Source organism: Priestia sp. 179-F W1.4 NHS (assembly GCF_045369295.1).
In the GTDB taxonomy this organism is placed as follows: domain Bacteria; phylum Bacillota; class Bacilli; order Bacillales; family Bacillaceae_H; genus Priestia; species Priestia zanthoxyli.
On record NZ_JBIQFF010000002.1, the window covers coordinates 231,717 to 257,142 of the forward strand.

Annotated in this window: 27 protein-coding genes; 7 read left to right on the forward strand and 20 right to left on the reverse strand. The window is 38.0% G+C overall.

From position 1 onward, the window contains the following. Positions 1-434 precede the first annotated feature (434 nt). From ACH0CI_RS11675 to ACH0CI_RS11700, 6 genes are all read right to left on the reverse strand, one after another. On the reverse strand, positions 435-683 hold the full coding sequence (locus ACH0CI_RS11675) for a hypothetical protein (RefSeq protein ID WP_049163732.1): 249 nt from the start codon (positions 681-683) through the stop codon (positions 435-437). Positions 684-721: 38 nt separating this feature from the next. After that, complete coding sequence (locus ACH0CI_RS11680) at positions 722-1,207, reverse strand: PaaI family thioesterase (protein ID WP_034266606.1); 486 nt, start codon at positions 1,205-1,207, stop codon at positions 722-724. Positions 1,208-1,346: 139 nt separating this feature from the next. Beyond that, on the reverse strand, positions 1,347-2,189 hold the full coding sequence (locus ACH0CI_RS11685) for an aldo/keto reductase (RefSeq protein WP_406901478.1): 843 nt from the start codon (positions 2,187-2,189) through the stop codon (positions 1,347-1,349). 117 nt (positions 2,190-2,306) lie between these two features. Then, positions 2,307-3,551 carry a Bcr/CflA family efflux MFS transporter gene (locus ACH0CI_RS11690; protein WP_028413975.1) on the reverse strand — a complete coding sequence of 415 codons (1,245 nt, stop codon included), beginning with the start codon at positions 3,549-3,551 and terminating at the stop codon, positions 2,307-2,309. 199 nt (positions 3,552-3,750) lie between these two features. Beyond that, complete coding sequence (gene megL / locus ACH0CI_RS11695) at positions 3,751-4,938, reverse strand: methionine gamma-lyase (protein WP_406901480.1); 1,188 nt, start codon at positions 4,936-4,938, stop codon at positions 3,751-3,753. Between the two features lie 155 nt (positions 4,939-5,093). After that, positions 5,094-6,143 carry an NAD(P)/FAD-dependent oxidoreductase gene (locus ACH0CI_RS11700; protein ID WP_335706994.1) on the reverse strand — a complete coding sequence of 350 codons (1,050 nt, stop codon included), beginning with the start codon at positions 6,141-6,143 and terminating at the stop codon, positions 5,094-5,096. A 189-nt stretch (positions 6,144-6,332) separates the two neighbouring features. Here ACH0CI_RS11700 and ACH0CI_RS11705 point away from each other — a divergent pair, with 189 nt between their 5' ends. The 4 genes from ACH0CI_RS11705 to ACH0CI_RS11720 all read left to right on the forward strand — a co-directional run bounded on the left by ACH0CI_RS11705 (position 6,333) and on the right by ACH0CI_RS11720 (position 10,143). After that, the gene (locus tag ACH0CI_RS11705; RefSeq protein ID WP_014460855.1) at positions 6,333-7,127 is read left to right on the forward strand and encodes an ABC transporter ATP-binding protein; all 795 of its coding nucleotides are present in this window, start codon (positions 6,333-6,335) and stop codon (positions 7,125-7,127) included. Further along, positions 7,128-8,048 (forward strand): iron-hydroxamate ABC transporter substrate-binding protein, encoded by a 921-nt coding sequence (locus ACH0CI_RS11710; protein ID WP_033578480.1) that lies wholly within the window; start codon positions 7,128-7,130, stop codon positions 8,046-8,048. 80 nt (positions 8,049-8,128) lie between these two features. Further along, the gene (locus ACH0CI_RS11715) at positions 8,129-9,139 is read left to right on the forward strand and encodes a FecCD family ABC transporter permease (protein ID WP_335706996.1); all 1,011 of its coding nucleotides are present in this window, start codon (positions 8,129-8,131) and stop codon (positions 9,137-9,139) included. Continuing rightward, entirely contained in the window at positions 9,136-10,143 is a 1,008-nt protein-coding gene (locus ACH0CI_RS11720; RefSeq protein WP_406901482.1) for a FecCD family ABC transporter permease, read from the forward strand. Before ACH0CI_RS11715 ends, ACH0CI_RS11720 begins: the two co-directional genes overlap by 4 nt. 37 nt (positions 10,144-10,180) lie before the next feature. Here ACH0CI_RS11720 and ACH0CI_RS11725 read toward each other — a convergent pair whose 3' ends face one another. Continuing rightward, on the reverse strand, positions 10,181-10,342 hold the full coding sequence (locus tag ACH0CI_RS11725) for a YfhD family protein (RefSeq protein ID WP_074894520.1): 162 nt from the start codon (positions 10,340-10,342) through the stop codon (positions 10,181-10,183). A gap of 128 nt (positions 10,343-10,470) precedes the next feature. On the opposite strand from ACH0CI_RS11725, the gene ytzI reads away from it, so the two are divergent. Beyond that, a complete protein-coding gene (gene ytzI, locus ACH0CI_RS11730) occupies positions 10,471-10,605 on the forward strand; it encodes a YtzI protein (protein ID WP_080754395.1) in 135 nt (44 codons plus the stop codon). Between the two features lie 29 nt (positions 10,606-10,634). Here ytzI and ACH0CI_RS11735 read toward each other — a convergent pair whose 3' ends face one another. The 4 genes from ACH0CI_RS11735 to ACH0CI_RS11750 form a co-directional block, all read right to left on the reverse strand. After that, positions 10,635-10,832 carry a helix-turn-helix transcriptional regulator gene (locus ACH0CI_RS11735; RefSeq protein ID WP_335706998.1) on the reverse strand — a complete coding sequence of 66 codons (198 nt, stop codon included), beginning with the start codon at positions 10,830-10,832 and terminating at the stop codon, positions 10,635-10,637. A 44-nt stretch (positions 10,833-10,876) separates the two neighbouring features. Further along, positions 10,877-11,305 (reverse strand): MarR family winged helix-turn-helix transcriptional regulator, encoded by a 429-nt coding sequence (locus tag ACH0CI_RS11740; RefSeq protein WP_047751338.1) that lies wholly within the window; start codon positions 11,303-11,305, stop codon positions 10,877-10,879. 61 nt (positions 11,306-11,366) lie between these two features. Next, positions 11,367-12,992 carry a DHA2 family efflux MFS transporter permease subunit gene (locus ACH0CI_RS11745; RefSeq protein WP_033578477.1) on the reverse strand — a complete coding sequence of 542 codons (1,626 nt, stop codon included), beginning with the start codon at positions 12,990-12,992 and terminating at the stop codon, positions 11,367-11,369. A 33-nt stretch (positions 12,993-13,025) separates the two neighbouring features. Further along, positions 13,026-13,664 carry a biotin/lipoyl-containing protein gene (locus ACH0CI_RS11750; protein ID WP_048018524.1) on the reverse strand — a complete coding sequence of 213 codons (639 nt, stop codon included), beginning with the start codon at positions 13,662-13,664 and terminating at the stop codon, positions 13,026-13,028. Positions 13,665-13,943: 279 nt separating this feature from the next. Here ACH0CI_RS11750 and ACH0CI_RS11755 point away from each other — a divergent pair, with 279 nt between their 5' ends. Then, positions 13,944-14,405 carry a MarR family winged helix-turn-helix transcriptional regulator gene (locus tag ACH0CI_RS11755; protein WP_033578476.1) on the forward strand — a complete coding sequence of 154 codons (462 nt, stop codon included), beginning with the start codon at positions 13,944-13,946 and terminating at the stop codon, positions 14,403-14,405. A 50-nt stretch (positions 14,406-14,455) separates the two neighbouring features. On the opposite strand, the gene ACH0CI_RS11760 is transcribed toward ACH0CI_RS11755, so the two are convergent. The 6 genes from ACH0CI_RS11760 to ACH0CI_RS11785 all read right to left on the reverse strand — a co-directional run bounded on the left by ACH0CI_RS11760 (position 14,456) and on the right by ACH0CI_RS11785 (position 19,958). Beyond that, positions 14,456-15,259 carry an endonuclease I family protein gene (locus tag ACH0CI_RS11760; protein ID WP_335707246.1) on the reverse strand — a complete coding sequence of 268 codons (804 nt, stop codon included), beginning with the start codon at positions 15,257-15,259 and terminating at the stop codon, positions 14,456-14,458. Then, positions 15,256-16,215 (reverse strand): S8 family peptidase, encoded by a 960-nt coding sequence (locus ACH0CI_RS11765; protein WP_033578474.1) that lies wholly within the window; start codon positions 16,213-16,215, stop codon positions 15,256-15,258. The genes ACH0CI_RS11760 and ACH0CI_RS11765 overlap by 4 nt, the downstream gene beginning before the upstream one ends. Positions 16,216-16,415: 200 nt before the next feature. Further along, the gene (locus ACH0CI_RS11770; protein ID WP_406901484.1) at positions 16,416-17,156 is read right to left on the reverse strand and encodes a DsbA family oxidoreductase; all 741 of its coding nucleotides are present in this window, start codon (positions 17,154-17,156) and stop codon (positions 16,416-16,418) included. A gap of 201 nt (positions 17,157-17,357) precedes the next feature. After that, positions 17,358-18,338 (reverse strand): DUF3231 family protein, encoded by a 981-nt coding sequence (locus ACH0CI_RS11775; protein WP_033578473.1) that lies wholly within the window; start codon positions 18,336-18,338, stop codon positions 17,358-17,360. 180 nt (positions 18,339-18,518) lie between these two features. Further along, positions 18,519-19,439: an oxidoreductase gene (locus tag ACH0CI_RS11780; RefSeq protein WP_335707249.1), complete on the reverse strand. Its 921-nt coding sequence runs from the start codon at positions 19,437-19,439 to the stop codon at positions 18,519-18,521. A 147-nt stretch (positions 19,440-19,586) separates the two neighbouring features. After that, a complete protein-coding gene (locus tag ACH0CI_RS11785) occupies positions 19,587-19,958 on the reverse strand; it encodes a thiol-disulfide oxidoreductase DCC family protein (protein WP_028413991.1) in 372 nt (123 codons plus the stop codon). Positions 19,959-20,377: 419 nt separating this feature from the next. On the opposite strand from ACH0CI_RS11785, the gene ACH0CI_RS11790 reads away from it, so the two are divergent. Beyond that, complete coding sequence (locus ACH0CI_RS11790; RefSeq protein WP_028413992.1) at positions 20,378-21,601, forward strand: MFS transporter; 1,224 nt, start codon at positions 20,378-20,380, stop codon at positions 21,599-21,601. A gap of 246 nt (positions 21,602-21,847) precedes the next feature. On the opposite strand, the gene ACH0CI_RS11795 is transcribed toward ACH0CI_RS11790, so the two are convergent. The 3 genes from ACH0CI_RS11795 to ACH0CI_RS11805 all read right to left on the reverse strand — a co-directional run bounded on the left by ACH0CI_RS11795 (position 21,848) and on the right by ACH0CI_RS11805 (position 25,328). Next, positions 21,848-23,059 (reverse strand): sugar efflux transporter, encoded by a 1,212-nt coding sequence (locus ACH0CI_RS11795; RefSeq protein ID WP_406901485.1) that lies wholly within the window; start codon positions 23,057-23,059, stop codon positions 21,848-21,850. A 113-nt stretch (positions 23,060-23,172) separates the two neighbouring features. Next, positions 23,173-24,081: a UTP--glucose-1-phosphate uridylyltransferase GalU gene (galU, locus tag ACH0CI_RS11800; protein ID WP_028413994.1), complete on the reverse strand. Its 909-nt coding sequence runs from the start codon at positions 24,079-24,081 to the stop codon at positions 23,173-23,175. 44 nt (positions 24,082-24,125) lie between these two features. Next, positions 24,126-25,328 (reverse strand): macrolide family glycosyltransferase, encoded by a 1,203-nt coding sequence (locus ACH0CI_RS11805; RefSeq protein ID WP_335707251.1) that lies wholly within the window; start codon positions 25,326-25,328, stop codon positions 24,126-24,128. Positions 25,329-25,426 lie beyond the last annotated feature (98 nt).

Consider the following 25,426-nt stretch of genomic DNA (forward strand, 5'->3'; position numbering starts at 1 on the left):
TATCTCATAATATATTTGTACACAATAAGGTAATGAAAAGTAATTTATGCTTTGGGGAATCACATAAATTATGACAACATAGGTATAAATAAATACTTACATGCGAAACGTAAAGCATTCATTACTTAAATTGTACTTGGATAATAAAAAGCAATGCCACTTTTTTTAATTTAAATATATTTTTTTAATTTACATATCAAGTTAAAAAACATTCATTTATTGAGCCTTTACTGGCCTTAATCCGTTAGAAAAGCTGCAGATAAAAAGTTCTTCCACCAAAAACGTTCTCTAAGTCGATCACTTCACTTGGTGGTAGTTTTACAAATATCCTAGTTTATTTGTAATCTCGTAGAAAAACAGATTCTTTTTAGAACTTGTTTTTGATCAGTGTTTCACATCTCTTCAATTCACTTAATGTATCTCACTTTAAAAAATTAAATCTTCGTATCTTCTTTATTTAATATCAGCCATTTGATTTTTCGATCTCGCTCTTTTCTTTCTTGTTCATCAACTAAATCATATTTCTTCAGCAAATGAAACATCTCGTTTAATGTTGTTTGCGAAGGATTTCGTACAAGAAACTCATGAAATAATGAACGAATATCTTCTGGCAGCCACTGTGACTGCGCGTTAAACTTCTGCTGTACATCTTCTACCGAGTGGTCTAAATTACATTTACCCATACCTTTTCCTCCCCTTTTATGTAACTGTTTTGCATTTTTTAGTCTTCTTTTCGTTTAAACGTATTTGGCATCACCACTGCCACAACTTCTCCAGTCGCAACAACGATATCATTCGCGTATACTTCTGTTTTAACTTTCCATTTCTTCGGGTGAATTTCTTCAACCGTTCCTATCGCTTTTAGTACTTCACCCTGTGGCGTTGGTTTTTTAAAATCTACGTGGAGAGAACCGGTAACAAACCGCGGCGGCTCTGCTGAATCTCCTATTTCGCAGCCATTTTTACGGTATAGAGCAAGAGATGCAGAGCCTGTTCCATGACAATCAATCAGTGATGCAAGAAGTCCGCCATATACAAATCCTGGTATAGCTGTATGTTCAGGCTTAGGTGTATAAAGGGTAATTGTTTTTTCTCCTAGCCATCCTGTCCGAAAATGATAGCCGTCTTGATTTAATCGGCCGCAGCCGTAACACCATGCAAAATCATCCGGATATTCGTCTTGAATCGCTTTTACTACTTTTTCCATGGTTCACCACTCCTTTTTTCGGAATATTTTAACACATTTTCTCTTACAATCGTTAGAACTAAACGGACTATTTTCAAGCTTACATAACTAAAAATCTTAGAAGAAAAGCCTCACTTAAAAAATAAGTGAGGCCTTATCGTTAAAATTCTTCATAGGCAGCGGGGTCTTGATTATTAAGTCTTCCATCTTCGCGGTTCAATTCTAAAAGAATATTCATCTCCGTTTCATCTAAAGAAAATGAAAAAATCGATATGTTTTCAAGCTGCCGCTTGCGAGATGACGATTTTGGGATTGAAATGGCGCCTAGCTGATAATGCCATCGCAAAATCACTTGTGAAACTGTCTTATTATGACGGTCTGCAATTTGTTTAATTGTTTCATTTTCTAAAACAGCACTCGCTCGTCCTAGTGGACTCCAAGATTCAATTTGAATGTTTTTTTCTTGATACCAATTTCGATATTGATGTTGATTAAAAAAAGGATGCAGTTCTATTTGATTGATGCTTGGTAAAATGCCGGTCTCTTTTTCCAAGCGCTCAATATGCTCGGGAAGAAAATTACAAACACCAATTGAACGAACCAAGCCCCAGCGCTTCGCATCAATCAGTGCTTGCCAAGCTTCTACATAATGATCTTGTTTAGGATTAGGCCAATGAATAAGATACAAATCGTAATAGTCTAAATTCGCCCGATATAAAGATTCTTGGATGGTAGGAATTGCTTTTTCATACGTATGGTATCGCCCGGGGAGTTTAGACGTAACGAACAGTTCTTGTCTAGAAACCGGTGTTCTTCGAAGCGCTTGACCCACGGTGCCTTCATTTTCGTAATTATAAGCAGTATCGATTAAACTATACCCTACATCAATCGCACTCGTTATAGCGTTGACTCCTTCATTTCCGTTAAGCTTGTATGTACCAAAACCTATAGCAGGCAAGGTTACCCCGTCATTAAGCGTTATTTCAGGAATTACTTTACTCATTATTATCCACTCCTTTCGATCATGTCATAAGGTTAGCATATATTATCCAATACTTGAATAAATTTGCATCACTCCTTTTCACAAAGGAGTGATGCTTTCAAACAATTAAAAAAGCGATTACGGAGAAACCTCCGTTTTAAACTCGTTAACTTCGCACTTTTCTGCTTCTTTCTTGTTTTTAGTTAACGTAAAGAAAGCTACAAAACCTAAAAGCGCCGTACTAAATAAAATAGCAGCCATCGGAATCGCTGTTGTTTCGTTAATCCCTACTAAAGGAGAAACAATTGATCCTAAAGTTAATGGAAGCATGCCTAACACGGCACTCGCACTCCCTGCTCTATGTCCTTGATTTTTCATTGCCAATGTCACCGAGCCTGTGATCGTCATTCCTATAGAGATCATGTAAATAAAAATGGGAATAACAATCGTAGCAAGCGGTCCTTTAAGCATAGTCATGATAAGAAGTACGCTAGTAGCACTTACAGCCGTAATCACGGCAATGCGAAGCAGGCTTCTTTCATGGATAATTCCGCTAAAGCGCCCAATAATAAAGCTTCCAGTCACAATAGCCAAGCCGTTAATACCAAACAAAATGCTAAAAACTTGCGGAGAAACATGGTATATCCCTTGATAGACAAATGGAGTGCCTGATACATAAGCAAAGCTTCCTCCATGGACCAGTCCGATAATTAGGGCATACCCAATAAAAGAACGGTCTTGTAATAAACTGCCCATTGTGCGAACAGAATGACCAATTGAACTTGGTGTTCTATTTTCAATGGGCAAAGTTTCTTTTAAACGCATTGAGATTGTTAAAACAATTAAAAGACCTATTAAACTTAAAAACAAGAAAATAGTATGCCAGCTTGCAAAAGGAAGAAGTAAAATAGCACCTCCGGCCATTGGTGCTATCATTGGTGCAAAGGCATTGATAACCATTAACAGAGCAAAAAACTTCGTAAGTTCTCTTCCGCTAAAAACGTCTCTGACAATGGCGCGAGAAAGAACAACTCCTGCCGAAGCCGTAAACCCCTGCAAAAAGCGTGCGATAACTAAAGCCGTGATAGTAGGAGCCAGTGCACAGAGCAATGACGATAACATAAATAAAGAGATGGAGATGAGTAAAGGTCCTTTTCGTCCCTTTGCATCACTGATTGGACCAATCACGATTTGACCAACGGCAAGTCCTAGTAAACACGATGTTAAGCTAAGCTGTACAAGTGAAGCTCGCGCATCTAAATGATCAGCAATAGCAGGAAAACTTGGCAAATACATATCGATATTAAGCGGACCTAATATCGCAAGCGTGCTGAGAAGAAACGCCAATCCTAGACGTTTTTTTCCAGTTGGATTATGAAGCATAATAGCAGAGCACCTTCCTTACCTAAATATTGTATTTTCACAGATAACCTCTAGTCTATTGAAAGGCACCCCTTCTGTCTAGGACATTTGTCTAGAGATGCAGATAAAGTTCCACTGGCAAAGAAGGAGGTATGAGTAACTACAACTACATATGGTTAACATAAAAAACAGCGCTTGAAATTCCTCCAAGCGCTGTTTTTTATATACTATCTAATGCCTGCTGTAAATCTCTCATAATATCTTCCCAAGCTTCCAGTCCAACTGATAAACGAAGGAGTTCGTTTGAAATTCCCATTTCTTTCCGAGCTTCTTCTGGCACAACTGCATGCGTCATCGAGGCAGGATGCTGAATAAGTGTTTCAGCGTCTCCAAGACTTACTGCAATGGAAATGAGCTTAAGCTGATTGACCACTTTTACGGTTTCTTCATAACCTCCTTTCACCTCAAAAGAGAGAAGCCCCCCTCCTTTTTTCATTTGCTTTTGCATGAGAGAATAAGCAGTGCTCTTTTTATCACCTGGATAATAAACTGCTTTCACCTTGGGATGAAGACTTAATTGTTTTGCGATATGTTCAGCATTTTCACAGTGACGATCCATTCGAACGGCCAGCGTTTTTAAGCCTCGGAGTAACAGCCAAGCATCAAACGGTGAAAGAATGCCTCCGATATCTTTTTGCGTCGTTTTGCGCAGTACGGAAATAACCTCTTTGTCCCCTACTACAATTCCCGCAACAACATCTCCATGTCCACCAATAAATTTTGTTGCGCTATGAATGACTAAGTCGCATCCAAGCTTCAGCGGCTGCTGCAAATAAGGAGTTGAAAACGTATTGTCTACTACCACGGGAATTCCTTTTTGTTTGGCGATACAAGTAACTAACTCTAAATCTACTAAAGTCATAGTCGGGTTAATCGGTGTTTCAATATAAATACATGCTGTATCTTCTTTGATAGCAGCAAGAATTTCTTCCTCAGTTTCCAAGTTGGAAAAGGAATGATGGATTTGATATTTTTCCTCAAGCATTTCCAGTAAACCAAACGTGCATCCATACACTCCTTTAGAACATAAAATATGATTGCCTGCTTTTGTAAGTCCAATCAATACAGCCGATACTGCAGCCATTCCCGATCCAAATGCCAAAGCGGCTTCGCCTTCTTCAAGCTGTGCCATACGCTCTTCTAAAATGTTGATCGTTGGATTAGATAACCGGGAATATACATAACCATTTTCTGCTCCGCTAAATCGGTTTGCACCTTGTTCTAGAGATGAAAATGTAAATGTAGAGGTTTGATAAATGGGCGGAGCTAAACTATCAAAATGATGTTTTGATTCGTACCCTGCGTGAATGGCTTTTGTTTCAAACTGATATTTCTCTTTTTCGTTCATACGACTTCCCCCTTATGCAAACAAGCGCTGTGTTATTTTAAAAAAATGTAAGCGTTTTCTTTTATTATATTTCTCTTTTCTTTTTTCGTTCCCTGCCTCTCCATTTAGATAATTACACCGTAGAGAAAGAAGCGACATGCACACTGCACCTCGCTTCACTTCATCATTTGTTTAATTAGTGCTGAATTACGCTTTTTGAATACTTCATTATGAGAAGAAACCATAGCTGTCTTAGCTGCAGAGGGCTGAACAAATTGTTTTGCTTTGTTTACGGCATTAGCAGCATCTTGAAAAGCGCCGGTAATCAAATGGACTTTTCCTTCGTGCATGAGAATATCTCCAGCTGCATATACGCCTTCTACAGATGTTTCGCTTGCTGCATTGCCTGCAACATAATAGTCATCAATGGTTTTGATATGTAGTTCGCTGTTTTTTAACAGCTCTGTATCTCTTTCATAACCGTGATTAATGATAACTTCGTCAATCGATAAATAAGAAACCTCACCGCTTTGATGATTAGTCAGCTCAACTTTTTCAATAAATTCATGCGTAGCATCAGCCACTAATTTTGTAATAGATGTATTAAGCAGACACTGCGCTGAACTGTTCGTTAATTGCCTCACTTGTGCTTCATGACCATTTAGTTCGCTGTTTCGGTACGTAATATATACTTTTTTAGCAACGGGCTCTAGCTCATTTGCCCAATCAATGGCTGAATTGCCTCCCCCGGAAACGATCACCGTTTTATTTTTAAAATGCTGCAGAGATTTAACCGTATAGTTTAAGTTTGATATTTCAAATCGTTCTGCTCCTTCAATTTTGAGCTTTTGCGGATTTAAAATACCTCCTCCGACAGCAAGGATAATGGTTTTAGAGTAATGATGTTCACCTGAAGAACTCGTCAGCTGGAAAATACCATCTTTCAAGCGAGAAATAGCTTCAATCTTCTCATTTAAAACAACAGTCGGATCAAACGTCATCCCTTGTTCAACAAGCTGTTCAATAAGCTCCGCACCGGAAATAGGAGTTTGGCCCCCTACATCCCAAATCATTTTTTCAGGATAAACGTGAAGTTTTCCACCTAGTTTTGGCTGATATTCAATCAACTTTGTTTTCATGTCTCTTAGTCCACTGTAAAAGGCCGAGTAAAGGCCAGCCGGTCCCCCGCCTATAATTGTCACATCAAAAAGTTCATTGTGTATCATGCACGTTCACTCCTCGCAATCAATTGTTATTGATTATCATTCTCATTTAAATATACATCTTCTTCAACGTTTTGACAATAAAATTAACTATTGACATCCGGAAACGTTCGAATTATAGTATGTAAAGTAAACGATACTGATAATCATTATCAAATATTTGTTGTATTAAACATAAACGGAGGGTCAGATATGGTTCGCCTATATACAGAGAAATTACATATTAGTTATGGTGAACGTCTAATAGTAAAGAATTTAAGCGTTAACATTCCAGACAAAAAGATTACCACAATTATTGGTTCAAACGGATGCGGCAAATCAACGCTTTTAAAAGCCATCACCCGCATTATTTCTCATCAATCCGGTTCCGTTATTTTAGATGGTGAAAATATTTCAACAGAACATACAAAAGCACTTGCTAAAAAAATGGCTATTCTCCCTCAAACACCAGAAAGTGCTAAAGGCCTAACTGTGGGAGAACTCGTATCTTATGGGCGATTCCCCTATCAAAAAGGTTTTGGACGTCTGTCGAAAGAAGACTATCAAACGATTGACTGGGCACTTGAAGTAACCGGAACAAAAGATTACAAGTTTCGTCCTGTAGATTCTCTTTCAGGCGGTCAGCGCCAGCGAGTGTGGATTGCGATGGCTTTAGCTCAAGAAACCGATATTATATTTCTTGATGAGCCGACTACCTACTTGGATATGGCTCATCAGTTAGAAGTGCTTGAGCTGCTTCAAAAATTAAACAAAGAGCAAGGACGTACAGTTGTAATGGTGCTTCATGATCTAAATCAAGCCGCTCGCTTTGCGGATTATATTATCGCTTTAAAAGATGGTGAAATTGTCAAAGCCGGAAAATGTGAAGAAGTCATTACGCAGGACGTTCTAAAAAAAGTGTTTCATATCGACGCTGAAATTGGACGAGATCCGAGAACAAATAAACCAATGTGCATCACGTATAACTTATTAAGAGGAGATAACTAAATGAAAAAATTATTGCTTCCATTCATGCTTATATTCGTATTACTTATTAGTGCCTGCAGCAGCGGTTCAACTGAAAGCAAAAATGATTCTAGCAAAAACAGCGAATCCAAGACGATCACATATCAATCTGAAGACGGCCCTGTAAAAGTTCCGGCTAATCCGAAACGTGTTGTTGTGTTAGGTTCCTATGCAGGTAACGTACTTTCTTTAGGTGTTAACATTGTCGGAGTAGACTCATGGTCTAAAATGAATCCCCGCTTTGAAAAGAAATTAAAAGGCGTGGAAGAAGTATCAGACGAAAATTTAGAAAAGATCATTGAGTTAAAGCCTGACTTAATTATTGGCTTATCTACTACAAAAAATATTGATAAATTGAAAAAAATTGCCCCTACTGTCACGTATACATACGATAAAGTAGATTACCTTACTCAGCATGTAGAAATTGGAAAGCTATTAAATAAAGAAAAAGAAGCACAATCATGGGTAGACAACTTTAAAAAACGTGCGGCAAAAGCTGGTTCTGATATCAAAGCTAAAATTGGCGAAGATAGCACGGTTTCAGTTATTGAGAACTTTGACAAGCAGCTTTATGTGTTTGGGGATAACTGGGGACGCGGAACGGAGATTCTTTATCAAGAAATGAAATTAAAAATGCCGGAGAAAGTAAAGAAAATGGCTTTGAAAGATGGATACTATGCGATTTCGCCAGAAGTTCTTCCTGAATATGCCGGAGATTATTTAATCTTTAGCAAAAACCAAGATGGAGATACATCATTTGAGAAAACAGATACGTACAAAAATATTCCTGCTGTAAAGAATAATCACGTATTTGAAGCAAATGCAAAAGAATTTTATTTTAATGATCCAATCACATTAGATTATCAACTAGATTTCTTTACTCAAAAATTTCTTGGCAAGTAATTCATTCAAGAGGAATTCTTTTAGAATTCCTCTTACTTTGTTTTACTAAATTTATTCTTACATGAAAAGATGGGTGTGTTATGAAAAAAGACAATCAGCGTTTCATTCCTTTTTTATACAAATTAATAGGTATGCTGCTCGTATTCATCATAATGTTTGTTTCTTCAATGGTTTTTGGCGCTGCTGACATATCGATAAAAGATGTATGGCTAGCACTTTCATCGAGCAGTGTAAACGAACAGATTTCGATCATCAGAGATATTCGTTTACCTCGTGAAATCGCCGCTGTTTTTGTGGGGGCTGCTTTATCAGTATCAGGGGCTATTATGCAAGGTATGACAAGAAACCCACTTGCAGATCCAGGACTTTTAGGGTTAACGTCTGGCGCAAATGCGGCTTTAGCTGTAACAATTGCCTTGATCCCTGCTATAAATTATTTGGGTATTACGATTGCTTGCTTTATAGGAGCCGGGGTTGGCGCAATCCTAGTGTTTGGGATTGCTGCTCTAAAAAGAGGAGGATTTTCTCCGCTTCGAATTGTACTAGCGGGAGCTGCCGTTTCAGCATTTCTTTATGCCATTGGAGAAGGCGTTGGTATTTATTTCAAAATTTCAAAAGATATATCGATGTGGACTGCTGGCGGAATGGTAGGCACTTCTTGGGAACAGCTTCAAATCATTGTTCCTTTTATTCTCGGCGGTATATTCATTGCCCTTTTGCTTTCTCGGCAGCTTACTATTTTAAGCTTAAATGAAGAAGTGGCTGTGGGGTTAGGTCAGCAAACAACAAAAGTCAAAACCATTTTATTTGTTGTCATGGTTCTTCTTGCAGGTGCTTCTGTTGCGCTAGTGGGAAACATGGTGTTTATCGGCTTGATGATTCCTCATATTGTACGAGGAATTGTAGGAACCGACTATCGTTATATTATCCCTATGTCGGCTGTCACTGGCGCAGCGTTTATGCTTCTCGCTGATACGTTGGGCCGAACCGTAAGTGCGCCTTATGAAACACCGATAGCAGCAGTTGTATCGATGATTGGCTTACCTTTCTTTTTAGTCATTGTTCGTAAAGGAGGAAAAGCATTCTCATGATTCACCCAGCGCTTATTAGAAAACAACGAATAATTATGATGCTGCTCACTGTTTTGATTCTTGGAACGATTGTAATAGGAATGGGGCTTGGTGATGCACCCCTTCCTTATAATAAAGTGTTTCCTACTCTTTTTGGCAAAGGGAATTTTGCAGATGAGTTCGTTCTTTTTTCAATTCGACTTCCGCGAATTATCATTACTCTTTTAGCAGGAATGGCTCTAGCTTTATCGGGCGCTATCTTACAAGGTGTTACACGCAATGACTTAGCGGAACCTGGAATTATAGGAATTAATTCAGGAGCAGGCGTCGCAATTGCCGTATTCTTTTTATTTTTTCCAATTGAAGCTGGCTCTTTCGTGTATGCTCTTCCGTTAGTAGGATTCATCGGCGCCTTGTTTACAGCTGGTCTTATCTACCTTTGTTCATATAGTAAAAGCCAAGGGCTGCAGCCTGTAAAGCTTATTTTAACAGGCGTAGGTTTTTCCATGGCTCTTTCTGGAATGATGGTGGTGATTATGTCATCAGCTGATCGTGCTAAAGTTGATTTTATTGCTAAATGGATTGCAGGGAGCATCTGGGGGACAGACTGGCCTTTTATATGGGCTCTTCTACCTTGGCTTCTTGTCTTGATTCCTTTTATATTGTACAAAGCAAACTCATTAAACATTTTTAATTTAAATGAAGCTGCAGCTATTGGAGTCGGAATTTCTCTGGAGAAAGAACGTGTAACATTGCTTTTAGCCGCGGTGGCATTAGCGGCAGCCGCGGTTTCAGTGACGGGCGGCGTGGCTTTTATTGGACTTCTTGCTCCTCATATTGCTAAAGGCTTAGTAGGACCGAGAAGTCAGCTTTTTATTCCCGTTGCCATTTTACTAGGCGGCTGGCTTTTGCTGATTGCAGATACAATAGGACATAACATTGCCGATCCTAACGGTATACCGGCAGGAATTATTGCCGCCGTAATAGGTGCTCCTTATTTTGTTTATTTGCTTTTGAAAAAATAATAAGCAGACGCGCTTTTTCAGAAAGCGCGTCTAGTTATTATTTTTTTTGTCTTTCATCTGCAGCGTTCGCTCTAGCCTGTGCTTCTAAATCATCTTGGTCTGCTAATTCACGAGAAAACTCTTCATCCACTCCATCTGCTTTAGATGCAGGATAATCTGCTACCTTTTTTAATTGTTTCTTCAACTCTTTTTCATTCATAATGAACACTCCTTTATTCTAGACTGTTATTAGTATGCGTTTGTCGTTTCTGCACTATGTGGAGAAAGAAGGAATTTTACCAATAAGACCGAAAGCATACGTCATAAGAAAAAGAAAGGACGTTTTATATGATTATCATTATTACGCTCTCTATTATCATTGTATTTGTTATTTTACTGCTGTGCGTAGTTACCACCTCAAAAGCTTATGATTATAAACATACCGTAGATCCGCTTACAAAAAAACAACACGAAAAAAAGTAGGTGCGCTCGTTTCACACCTACTTTTTTTATTAGCCCTGCAGTGATTTTAAATCATAATCGTTCAATTGAAATGCTTGCTTAATTTTGTCTTCTAAGTTTTTTGTTACTCTTCTCTTCCCCACTTCAACCAGGGCGATTAAAGAAAAACTGCAGTTCACTGCTTGAGCGAAGTTTCGCTGATTCATATTGTAGTTTTTTCGAATGTTTTTTACCATCTCTTTATCCATTTACACTCACTCCGCATAACTCAATATACTTTTTTTATTCCTCTTCAAGTCACATGTTCATCTAGCTGCCGACAGAGCGTAAGAAATTGCTGCTGCTCTTCTTCTTTATAGCATGCAAACAGTTTTTCAACCCTTTGCTGCATGTCTTTCTCAGCCGCTTGAATCACTTGTTTTCCCTTGTTTGTAAGCTCAACCATAACTTTACGCCGATCTTCTTTTGAATGGTAGCGCTCCACAAGATTCAGTTCATACAAACGTGTAATTGATGCTGTGATAACGCTTGGGCTCGCCTTCATTTCGTCTGCCACTTTGGTCACAGGCATTGTACGTGCACGTTCAACAATCAGTAAAATATGATATTGAAAAGGGGTAATTCTGTAATACTGTAAAAGGCTTTTTACATTTGTCATTACTTTTTTGTTTAAAGATATTGAAATTCTTTGAATTTCTTCACCAAATATCAATGGATCCATCCACCTCACCGCCCCTTTCTCTCCAACATGTTTTATGATGAACTTTTGATTCTATAGCACTTTATGAATTTATACTTTTTGGAGCTGGAAGCATACGAATATCTTCCTCTTGAGCTTTTGATTTCTTTTCTTCGACTACTTTATCTTTACGTACGTCACGAAGGAAGAAACTTAAAATTAAACCGATAACAGAAATCGCTGTTGCCCAATAAAAAGCATCGTTAATACCTTGAATCGTACCTTGCTGCGTCATTTTTCCAGATAAAATCGTCAGCGCTTGCTGCTGAGCTTGATCTTGTGATAAATGCAAAGTAGCAGCTACTTTTTGTACAAATAAATGAAAGCTATTCATAAAGAATGGATCAGACGTATTCATGGAACTGCTGATTTCATTTACATGATACGTTGTACGGTTTGTAAAAATGGTCGTCATTAAACTAATACCAATTGAACCACTTACTTGACGAAGCGTATTAGACATTGACGTTCCGTGACTGCTTAGTCTCTGCGGAAGCTGATTCAAACCGGCTGTCATAATTGGCATCATTAAAAGTGACATACCAAACGAGCGGATAATATAAATCGCTAAAATATGATTAAACGGTGTATCCATCGTCAGCTTCGTAAATTCAAACGTTGAAATAGATGTAATGAACATACCAACGATTGCTAGCGGACGAGGTCCCACTTTATCAAACAATGTACCTGAAATCGGCGACATAACCAGCATAACAAGTGCGCCAGGAAGCAACAGCAGTCCTGAATCAAAAGCAGAATATCCGCGGATATTTTGCAAGTAAATTGGAAGCAAGAACATACCTGCGTACATACTGATTGTAATCGCAATACTAATAATATTTGATAGTGAAAAAATATTATATTTAAACACGCGCATATCCAATAGCGGCTTTTCAGATTTAATTTGTTGAAGAACAAATATAATTAAAAGAACTGCCCCGCCAATGATTGTAGAAAGAACAACTGAATCCGTCCAGCCGTCATTTCCAGCTTCACTAAATCCGTAAAGCAATAATCCCATACCTGCAAGTGATGTCACAACCGAAGGCATGTGAACTTTTACATCCTTTGGAGGCTGAATGTCTTTTAATTGAAAGAAAGCAATAATTAATACAATCGCACCTAATGGCACCATGCCGTTAAAAAGGATGTGCCAATCATAGTTTTGAATAACCCATCCAGATAATGTTGGGCCAATAGCCGGTGCGAACATCATGGCTAATCCAAAAATACCCATCCCTTTTCCTCGCATGTGAGGAGGGAAAATAAACACAATAATGGTCATAACAAGAGGCGATAAGACACCTCCGCCAATAGCTTGAATTAAACGGCCGGTAAGCATAATCGAAAATGTAGGTGCAATTCCGCAAATCAATGACCCTACTGTAAAACAAACCATTGCAAATAAGAACAAGCGACGTACACCAAATCGTTCAATTAAAAAAGCTGAAAGCGGAATTAACGCCCCGTTCACAAGCATATATCCAGTTAACAACCACTGAGCTGTATTTGCGGTTACGCCAAACTCAGTAATTAAATGCGGGATGGCTACGTTTAGTAACGTTTGATTTAATATTGCAAGAAACAAACCAAGCATTAAAACAATCAATAGCGGAATATGCTTTTTGATGGATCCATCACTTGTGTTTTCTATACTGGCTGTCATCATATTTCCTCCCTTCTTGAACTGTTGTAGTAAGAATTAGTCTTTTGAAATTTTTACTTCAGCGTTCATTCCTGGTAGCACATGCTCTGAATAATTAGAAATAGAGATTTTTACAGGAACCGTTTGAGATACTTTTGTGTAGTTTCCATCTGAGCTTGAGTTCGATGTTAAAGATGAAAGTGAATTAGTTGCATATCCCACTTCTTCAACTTTACCGTCAATTTTTGTACCACTGTCTCCATCTACTGTTACATCTACATCGTCGCCCTCTTTAATATCCTTAAGCTGATCCTCTTTGATATTCGCTACGATAAATAGATCTTTCATATCTACTTCGGTTGCAATTTGCTGTCCAGCTTGAACCATTTGATTTTCTTTTACATTCGTTTGAATAATTTTTCCATCTGCTGGTACTGTAGCAGCTACAGAGCCTTTTTCAGCTTGAATCTTAGCAATTTCAGCATCTTTTGATACATCATTTCCTTCTTCCACTGTCCAGCTTGCTACCTTACCTGCTGCAGGTGCAACTACGTTGTATACATCTCCAGATACTTTAGCGTTATCCGTTGTAATATAGTTGGATTTTTGAACGTAATAATATCCTCCTCCAATTAATAAAGCTAAAATAACGATGATTCCAATAAAATTTGTTACCATTAAGCGACTTCTAGACATTCATTACTCCTCCTTAATACTTCACTAATGAAACTACTTTTCGATATAGCTTTTTCATAAAGATATTATCTCCATCTATTAGGAGATATGTTTCTTTATAATCATCCATTTGGTTAACTACCTAAATAACTTTATCATAAAGATATTTTTTCGTAAAGATATTAATTTAAAAATAATAATGGGGGTTAAAGATAATCGTTTCCATCCTTTACAATTGTTTCATTTTATTTTAGAGTTAGTTTATATATGTCCGTAGTGTACAAGGAGATGGAAGCTAGCATGGATAACAATGTAGAATCAAAAATTGAACACCTTTATCAAATTAACACATCTTTTTTTCAATATATGCGACATTTAGTCGAAGAAACATTAAAAACGCAGCCTTATCACTTAACACCCACTAAATTTTATATCTTAAACTACATTGCCAGCGGTACAAAGTATATGGTGGCAGATATTTCAAATAAACTTCACTTAACCTCTGGCGCTACAACTAGCTTATTAAATCAATTGGAAGAAGAATCTCTCATTCAGCGCGTGCGAGACGAAAAAGACCGGAGAGTCGTGTGGGTTTCATTGACCGATGAATCCAAACAGCTTGTTTCAATGATTACAGAGAAGCGAAATGTATTTTTAAAAGATATGCTAGCAGCTCTAACTGTAGAAGAACAAGAAGAATATTTTCGCTTGTTAAATAAAATGGATGCCCTTTTGAGCGATAAATATGGATTTTCTTATTAGGATACCTAAAGGAGCTCCGTTTCGAATAGAAACGGAGCTCCTTTTTTATTTTAGAAAGCCGAATTCATTAATGCAGCTGCTTTGTCAGGAAAATCGATAAAAGGATTTCGGTTGCCTTGCAATTCAAAAATTGCTGCATTGCGATGTTTTTCATAAAGTGAAACGGTAAATTCTTCATGCCATTTTAGTAAAAGAGGAAGATCTACTCGTGAAGAGTCAATTTTATTATGATAGCGAATTAAAAAATAAAGCGTAGCTCGGGCGACAATTCCTTTTCCATATTCGGGTTCAAACTTACCTTTTTCTGATTTGCCGCACCCTTCTTTCACATCTGATTGCTTAACTTCCGGTGTATAATCCGGGAAGTCAATATAAGAGGAATTACCTCTTCGGCTGTTACAAGAAGGTTCACACGCAAACAAATGATGCAAATCGCCTCTCATAGGCTCTTGTTTTCCAAACCAAGATTGCGGGACAACGTGCTCACAGTTTAGCAGTATATCATTGCTTGAAACAGATGAGTGACTAAGCGACTGAAGTGCATCAATATCTTGCTGTATCGCTTCTAACGGATCCATACCTTTCCCTGAATACAGACTCTTCAGCTCTCCATTCTCCTGTAGATCCACCCATGGATATACATATTTATGCGGCGAATAACTCAGCAAATGCTGATGCGTTTCCGTTAACAAAGCTTGCATGGCTTCTCTTTCAAAGAGAGTACCTCGATAATAAAGATTTTTACTCTCTTCATCCGTCTTTTCATCATAATAGCTTCGTTTGTTTACGTATTCGTGATAAAGGGCTTTTGCCTGCTGTTTTTCCACCATTAATATATCTAAACTGCTTTTCATCCCATCACCTCTGAAGTCATTTGACGTTGAATTTCACGCAATAGCTTTTCAACAATGGTCAAGTGCACAAACCCGTTTCCTACTTCTCTTGGTGATTCATTTAATGGAAGTGTTCTTCTGATTAACTGTGCGTAAAGCTCTGGTTCTGTAAGTTCTCTTCCAAACGTTTCATTTGAAAGAACTTTTATCAATGCCAAAGCTCCCGCCACGTGAGGCGTGGCCATAGAAGTTCCGCTCAGTGCGGCATACTTTCCATTCAAGTAGGTTGATATGATCTTCTCCCCCGGAGCCACTACGTCCACTTCATTGTTTGAGTTGGAAAATATCGAAGAACGTTTCTTTAGATCAACCGCTCCTACGCTAATCACTTCATTATATGAGCCTGGGTATGCAAACTCATCTGTGGAGCTTTCTCCATCTCCTTCATTTCCCGCTGCGCAGACAACTAAAATATTCTGATCAACAGCATCCTGAATCGCTTCATGCAGTTCAGGTACATCGGCCGGACCTCCAAGTGACATTGAAATGATATCTACTTTTTGCTGGATGGCGTAGGTAATACCTTGAATAATCCATTCATATTGACCTGAACCATTCCCATCAAGTACTTTCAGGATAAGTAAATTCACCTCAGGAGCCACTCCTACAACGCCCGCTCCATTATGAGCTGCTGCAATTGTGCCTGCTACGTGAGTACCGTGACCATTATAGTCTTGATAAACATCAGGATTTTGCTGATCATCGTGCGTAAAATTTCTTCCTCCAATAATTCGCTCCTGCAAATCTGGGTGTGTAACCTCACAGCCAGTATCCAAAACCGCTACGGTTATTCCCTGTCCTTTTGTTTGCTTCCATACTTCCTCTGCTCCAATTAGAGCCACTCCTTGTGGGACTTCATTAAATTGACTTAATTGTTCAACTACTTGAAATGGGATAATGCGCACTTTGTTCTTCATTTAGATTCCCCCTGCAGGATTAAATGGAAGCTAGTTCATGGTGGGATCACTTTTAATCGCTTATTTTTGGAGTTCACTCATCGAGGTTTGTTGCTTCTAAGTCTATTATAGCACAAAAACAGAACACATGTTTGTGTTTTGGATAAAATTTTCACAAATAAACAAAAAGCAGAGCCGGAATTTTCCGCCTCTGCTTTCTTTTATTGTTGGTCTTTAGAAGGATCAGGCACAGCACATTGACCATCTGCACAAAAGGCATCATCTGCGCCTTCTGGAGACAAACTCTTCAAAGCGGGAGTCGGATTTTCTTCTTCCCATACTTGTTGGAGAGCTCCTACAAATGTTTCGACTGGCTGTGCACCTGAAATCGCATATTTTTGATTAATAACAAAATACGGAACGCCGCTAATGCCATATTGCTGAGCCGTTGCTTCATCACTGCGCACTTCATTTGCATATGCGTTTTTATCTGCAAGAATTTGACGTGCTTCTTCTCGATCAAGACCTGCATCTTCAGCAAGAGCAATCAGCGTCGCTTCTTCACCTAGATGTTTTGATTCAGTAAAATATGCATATAAGAGTTTTTCTGTAATAGCTGTTTCTTTTCCTTGAGCTTTTGCAAATTTAGCTAAACGATGAGCGTCAAACGTATTAGTTGGCTTCATATCGTCAAAATTAAAGGATAATCCCACACCAGCTGCCTGCTGTCCGATCCCTTCATTTGCTTGCTTTGCTTGTTCAATGGTCATTCCATATTTAGCAGCAAGAGCTTCATTAATCGTTTTACCAGTATTAACTGAAGCATTTGGATCTAGCTCAAAGCTTTTAAATTCAACCTGCACTTCATCTTTGTGTGCAAACTGCTGAAGCGCTTGCTCTAATCGACGCTTTCCAATATAACAAAAAGGACAGACAAAATCTGACCAAACTTCTATTTTCATCGTGACACCTCTTCAATTCAAGATAATTCTTATCGTAGCATACCTTTGAATAATTTCCATCATAACTTGCTCAAACAAAGCAAAAAACACGGTGTTGATTTACATACTAAGTGTATTGAATCAGCACCGTGTTTTTATCTCACTTATTTTAAATTCATTGCTTTTAAAAGATCATCATGTAAATACGTATTTTCATATTAGCTAATCAATACTTGGTGGAACTTCAAGCCAGCCTTTTTTAATCATAATTTCCGTCGCTTCGCTTGCATATTGAAACGCATCTTCTCCTATCAGCATCATTTTAGCCACAATATCTCTTCGAAAACTAAATGCTGCTCCAAATGCCTGACTTCCAATACTAAAATTACTTAGTAAAATATCGCATGTCAGCATCAAACGATCAGAAAAAGCAGGCGTTTCAGAAGTCGTGATGCTTCCTGTTGAGGCAACAGAAGGTGAAATATCGTCTTGTATAATTATTTCTTCTAGACGCGTAATAATCTTTTTACTGAGCTCTTTTCCTTTCAAAAAATGCTTTTTGACTTCGGTATCTTTAGCCGTTTGAGAAAAAGCCTTCATTAACTTCATCCCCACAATGTTTGTTTCGACCCCATGATAAAGCTGAGCTAGCTCCATCGTATTTAATACTCTTTTATCCGCAAATACATTTAAGCCGCTCAAATATTTTCTGTCAGAAACAAACTCAACAGTGGTTGGCATCGGAATATAGGGTGGACGTGATAAAATCCCTTTTTTCAGTAAATACTGCGTACAGGAATCATAACAATGTTGCGTAATCTTTGTTAAATCTTGATAAAATTTCACCACATCTTCTCTGTAGGCCTTACCTAAACTTAATGTATACATCCCCATACTAATTTCTTTAATAACACGAAGAAACATAATATCAAATCCATTAGTAAATAGTTTTGGAGCCTGTATGTTTACGTCTTGAGATGAAAGCCCGGTTGGCACTACGGCTCCTTCTTTTTCAAATATTGTTTTTATCTTTCGTATGTATATAATAAGCTGCTCACGCAAATCTGTCATAATTGTTTTAGCATCTTCATCGTCTGCATGTTCAATCATATAATCCAACAAGCAAATGATTAACGTTTTCTGCTGATATGTCATCCACAGCGTTCCAATTTCACTTGAGGTAATACTAGGTTTGTCAGGCACTGTTACTTTCCTCCGCTTCTTGAGCTTTGTTGAGTGCTTTTATCGCTCAAAAGAGAACATACTCATTGTACGTTTACTTACCATTATGCTATCCAACATTCTTTTTTTTATTTAACCCGCTGATCTATAGTTTTTGAGCAACAAAAAAACAGCTCCGCACTTACAGAACTGTTTTTTATCTTAAGCACGAAACGAGTACTCAACACCTGTTAAGTCCTCAGATACGCTCCATAGTTTTTCCGCTACGTCCGGTTTAAATAAAACATCTCCCATCATATCTTTTACAGGATATCCTTTTTTAGCATCTTTTCCGTCTGGCCCAATATATGTACCGCCTTCTATTGATTCAGTGGCTGCATAAAGAGTAGGCAGCGCGCCCATTTCTGCAGATTGACTAAATAGCTTGACTAAAAATTTCAACAAGCCGTTTGGTTCTTTTCCTGAACCGCGTGATAATAGGTTTGTATTTGAAATACCCGGATGTACAGCGGCACTAATTGTCGTTGATCCGGCTGCTTCTAAGCGAATTTGCAATTCTTTGGCAAACAATAGGTTGGCGAGTTTGCTTTGTCTATAGAACTTCATTGGACTGTAGCCTTTTTCTCCGTCGAGATTATCAAAATAGATTTCTCCAGAATTAGCGGCTATACTGCTTACCGTTACGACACGTGAATGTGGAGTGGCCGTTAGTAAAGGAAGCAGCAAGCCCGTAAGTGCAAAATGTCCTAAATGATTACAGCCAAACTGCAGTTCAAATCCGTCTTTCGTTTTGCTGTGAGGCGGCACCATCACGCCTGCATTATTAATGAGAAGATCCAAAGACGAGTATTGTTGAAGAAATTGATTGGCAAAATGCCAAATAGAGCTCAAGTCACTAAGATCTAATGACATAATAGTCATTTTAGCATTTCCGTTATCCGCTTTAATTCTTTTCTTAGCTTCTTTCCCTTTTGCTTCATTACGCACAGCAAGAATGATTTCTGCTCCGCGAGCTGCTAGAGCCTTTGCAGCTTCAAACCCAATACCGCTGTTTCCTCCCGTTATAAGGGCAGTTTTCCCCGTTAGATCAGGCATTCGTTCAGCTGTCCATTTTGTTTTCATATAAAGTTCTCCCTTTCAGCTATAGCTGCTTTTCTAGAATTTACGCATCTCGGTCACATACGTTTTTAGAAATTAAAGTATGTATAAATTATAATGTTTTCAAAACAAAAGGGACAAGCTTTTTAAAAGCTTGTCCTTTTTATATGTTTATGTGGTTCGCGGCGAATCGTAGCGCCCAAACCAGTCGTACCTGTTTGTGGATATCCATTTGTATAGCGGACTAAACGCTTTTTTCATTAATGGTAAATGCAGAAGCACGCCGATTGGACATGTAAGAGGCAAAACAGCTAAAAGCCGTCTGACCGTTTCAAATCCTGCTAATACTTCCCCTTTTTTGGTGACCATATGAATTTGATCATATAAGTCTCTTCCTTCTTCTTTTAAGTAGCTATACTCCGTTCGCTCAATGTATTGAACTGGAATCCACTGGATTTGGTTCGTCCAGTCCAGCGCTTTAATTATTTTTTTTACGTTGTAACATAAAGGACATTCCGCATCAAAAAATACTTTGTGCTTCATTGTTTCCACCTTTCTTCCCTTATTTCTTTTTCCTTAGTTTATAAATACCCTTTTCTCATTTTTAATAACCATCATTAAGAGGTACTTCTTGTGCAGCCTGGCTTTAAAGCGAACATTTTTTGTGGAGTTTCTTTTGTGAAGCCGCGAAAGAAGATAGGATTTTTTTATAAAATATCACTTTTTTGGTTTAAAGCGCTAAAAACATGTTAGAATAGATTTCATATTGATTTGAAGCACTAGATGCACGCATTTAGTCGCATACTAAAAAGAACTGAATAAATCCAATGATAAAAGGTAAAGGTAATGTCTTCATAAACTTATCATGGAAGTAGGTTTATAAATAACGATGAAAAAAGGAGGGCTGGGTGATTGCTTTTATCCATTTCATATAAGCTTTTTTACGTAAGGATGTGTAAACGATGAAAAATAAGTACATGCTGTCAGCTTCAGGTATGTATATTAACTATTTTCTACTTGGCATGGTCAATATCATGCTTGCATCAAATATGTCATTTTTGACAAAACAATTAAATACCGACGGTGCTGGAATCAGCTATATCATTTCTGCTATCGGAATTGGAAAATTGCTTTCATATTCTCTATCAGGCATCTTGTCTGATAAAGTCGGACGAAAACCTTTGATTATTGTTTCGTCTCTGACGATGGCTATTTTCTTAATTGGCATTCCATTATCGCCAAATTATCAAACAGCCTTTATCTTTGCCATTATTGCTGGTATTGCAAACTCTGCTATGGACGCTGGAACATACCCTGCTTTGATTGAAGTTTTTCCTAAATCTTCAGGTTCAGCCAGTGTTCTTGTAAAAGCATTTATATCAGCTGGAGCAGCGCTTCTGCCGTTTATGATTGCCTTTTTTGCGGATCGTGATTTGTTTTATGGGTATGCTTTTTTCCTTCCCGCTCTTATTTATTTACTAAATATGATCTTTATGTTCAAACTGCCTTTTCCCAATCATAAACGCGAACAGAATACAGTTCAACAGCAAAGTACAGAAGAGAATAAATTTATCTCTCCTCCTAACATGAAACAAGAAGGAATCGCTCTTATTGTGATTGGATTTACTTCTACAGCTCTGTTTACAGTGGCTCAAATTTGGCTTCCTACTTATGGTCAACAAGTATTAGGTATGGCTGAAAGCAGCTCGGTTCGCCTTTTAAGCTACTACAGCATCGGAGCTTTAATCTCTGTTTTAGTATTAGCCGTATTATTAAGCAAAGTGCTTCGTCCTGTAACGGTTATTCTCGTTTACCCGATGATTACCCTTATCGCTGTACTTACGCTTCTATTTGTTAAAGTACCTGCTATTGCAATTGCAGCTGCTTTTTTCATGGGATTTTCTACGGCTGGGGTCTTTCAATTAGCGATTACCGTTATGACCGAGCTTTTCTGGAACAAAAAAGGAACGGTTACAGGAATTGTAGCGACCGCTGCTGGATTAGCTGCAATTTTATTGCCTTTAGCAACAGGGCTCATGTCTAAAACGGGACATATTTCAATTATCTTTATCTTTGATGCGATGCTTTCAGTAGTAGGTATGGCGGCGGCGGCTTTTGTTAATTACCGCTACCGCAAAATTTTAAATAAAAAGCCCCGCGAACAAATTCAAGAAACAGCCTCATAAAAAAGAGGCTGGGGGCAAAAGTATTTTAGAGAAAGTAAAAAAACGAACCATTAATGAATGGTTCGTTTTTTGTTATGGTGAACGTATGTGTCATTTCTTTAGGTCCTTCTAGCAGTTGATTGGAGAGCAAGGCGAAGACTTGCACGGAAATCAACTGCGGTGTCACAAGCAGTGCAGCTCATGCATACTATTTGTTTGTCTTTAGATTAGATTAATTTGGTAATATCTCAACCTCTTCTTAACTTTTCAGCTCACTTCCTCAGCTGATTTTTGCTTCATCAATAGAAACATTACACCTGAAATAACCGCAAAAACAGCTAAAATGTAAAAAGTAGAAGGCAACGGAATCACACTAACTAGTGACCCCATAGCTAAGCTGCTGACAACTGCTGAAGTTTGTATAGCTGTCATATATGCCGTCGTGGCTAGTCCAATTTGACGCGGGGCCAGTGACTGAGCATACACCATGCCAACTCCCATTGTAGCGGATAGAATGAAAGCATAAAATACTTGAAGCGCAATCAATCCACTCAGCGGTAAATGAAGGCTTGTTAAAACAAAATAAAGCACTTGGCAAGCTATGCCGATAACAAAGAAGCGTTTGACTCCGATTTTATCAGAAAAATAGCCTCCTAACGGCATAAATATTAGTTCAAAAACAGACGTAACGGTAAAAAGAATTCCTACAATCGAAACGGATTGCTTTAACGTATCCGTTATATACAGCGGCAAATACATAGAACGTCCGGAATCACCCGCAAAAATGAAAAGAGCTGCTACGAATACAGCTATTAATACAGAAGGTATACCAGCTGGCGCTTTTGAAGATGCATGTGCTGAAGGTTGAGGCATACTGTCTTCTTTAAGCGCAAAAAGAACCCACACTAAAGTTGCCAGCGATAACAACCCTGATAGTAAAAATAAAAGAGTATACCCTCCGTGGTCAATGATTAAAGCTCCGAGCATCGGTCCAAAAATATAGCCTTGTGAAAATGCCATTCGCACAGTACCGGTAATCGTACCTGCCTGCGATTTACTTTCTTCCTTTTTAACAATAAAATCATTCAGCAGAGCAAAGAAAAAAGAGAACGCATTAAACCCTCCTATAGCAAGTAAAATGAGTGCTATTGTATAAGAATGCGTAAACGCTAAGGGAACTCTTGAAATGGTTCCAATCAGTAAGGCCCAAATAATAAATGGCTTTCGTTTTCCCCATTTGTCTGATAAAGAAGCCAAATAAAACGAGACGATTAAACCAAGAATGCTCATTGGGACAAATAAAAATCCTGCTTGAAACGAAGTGGCGTGCAATGTATTTGTTGCCCAAACCGTTAAATAAGGCATAAAGCCGCCAACAGACAACCCAATAATAAATAATGAAATAAAAATCGTTCGAAAATCCCGGTCTGTAAATACAATCTTTATGCCTGATACAAACGAATTTTCTGTTTTCGACATAAACTCATTTCAACCCTTTCTATCCAGTTCTATCCAGCTGTCAAACGTTCCATTTTCGCAAAAAAACGCACCTTTCTTCAAGAAACAGTAGAAGAAAGGTGTGTAAATGAAGGTTATTTTCCAATTTGTACAGCAATTTTTTCTTTTTGTTCTTCCTTGTTGATCAGCTCTTTGAATTTAGTTAAAAGAGGTGCTTTTAATTCTTCATCTTTTAACGCAAAAGCAAGGGTCGTAAAAATAAAATCTAATTTTTCCCCTGCATCATAACGTTCGCCTTCGAATTCGTAAGCATAAATAGAACGGTCTATATTCATACGCTGAATAGCATCCGTTAGCTGAATCTCCCCACCTTTTCCAGCTTCCTGCGTTTCAAGATAATCAAAAATGTCAGGTGTAAATACATAGCGTCCAATAATTCCTAAATTAGACGGAGCTTCTTCGACTGATGGTTTTTCTACAAAACCATTCACTTCGTATAATCGGTTTTTATTTGCTTTTGGATCTATAATCCCGTAACGATGAACGGCTTCTTCCTCTACGCGCTGCACGCCGATAACCGACGATCCCGTTTGGGTATACTGGTCAATCAGCTGTTTTAAACAAGGCTGATCTGGGTCTGTTAAGTCATCTCCAAGTAAAACTGCAAACGGTTCGTTTCCAATAAATTGTCGAGCACAGCCAATCGCATGGCCAAGGCCCTTCATTTCTTTTTGACGAACGTAATGAATATTCGCTAGTTCAGAGATATGCTCCATTTCCTCTAATAGTTCGGTCTTTCCTTTTTGATGAAGCAAGTGTTCTAATTGAATATTATGGTCAAAATGATTTTCAATCGCTTGTTTTCCGTTTCCTGTAACAATTAAAATATCTTCGATGCCTGATTTTAAGGCTTCTTCCACAATAAATTGAATGACGGGCTTATTTACAATTGGAAGCATTTCTTTTGGGATAGATTTTGTAACGGGTAAAAAACGAGTACCTAACCCTGCTGCTGGTATAACTGCTTTTTTTATAGTCTGCATATGATTTACTCCTCTCTGTTAGTTATCTAGCTGTCTTACATCTATTACGCTTTAACAGGCACCATCTTGAAAATTTCTTTCACACCTTGCTTGTATCCTCCCGCTGAGCGAAGTGATTCTCCGATTTGTTGTGCATGCTGTTTATATGTGTGAGTAGTTAAAACGTCGTTAACTGTATTTTTGATGAGCTCAGCAGATACGTTATTTTTATCTAATTTCACGCCTGCTCCTAACTCCTGCACGCGATCGCCCACCATAAATTGATCCACTGCCATTGGAATAACGACAAGCGGTGTATCGTAGTATAATCCTTCACTGCTGCTGTTCATTCCGCCGTGAGTAATAAATAAATCCGCACGTTTTAAAATTTCTAGCTGCGGTACGTATTGTTTTACAACGAAGTTTTCTGGAATGTGTGCTAATTCTTCAGGTTTTGTATTTTTACCAATAGATAAAATAATTTTACCCTCAAAATCTTTTAATGCTTCTATACATAAGTTATAGATTTCTAGCTGCTGATTAAAAATAGTTCCCATAGAAACAAAAATAATTTTTTCATTTTCATTTTGTAAGTAAGAAGGATCTTCAATATCTAGTCGTTTAACAATTGAAGGACCAATAAACTTGTACTCACTCGTAAATTCAGATACGTGCGGCTGAAAGAATTCTGACGTAAATACTAACGTAATATCCCCTGGATTTGACATAATGTCCATGGAGTCTTTTAACTCCGTATTATATTGGCTGTTGAACTTATTTAATGATTTTTCGAATTGAGGATAAAAGGAAGATTGGTCAGGTTCTGTTTGACCACTTGGCATCATACAAGTTGCTAACTCCTTATTTAACGCAAACGTCGTACAAAGAGAAACCTTTGGAAGCTGAAGAAGGTCGGCCACAGCGGAACCTGCTAAAAGGTGATAATCATAAAGTACATAATCATATGTTTCATGTTTCGTTTCACTCATAATTTTAGTAATAATATTTTCAGATTCATTTAAAAACAAATTCATTATTTCATAGCGGTCATAAGACTCTTCTTTGGTCATCCGGTTGCTCATATCAAGACTTGGACGAAAATCTTCGTATTCACGAAATTCCGCTCCTGCTTTTCGGATTTTTTCAGCATAGTCTTCAATGCCGTAATAGACGACCTTCTCCCCTTGAGCCATTAATTCTTTTACAATTCCTAAAGAAGGGTTCACATGTCCTTCACCTGGAAAGCCTATTACTAATACATTTCCCATAACATCCATTCCTTTCACTTAGTTAATAATTAAATAACTTAATTATTCATTTGGTAAATTTATTGTATAGAAACTGAATTTACTATAAATTATCTTTA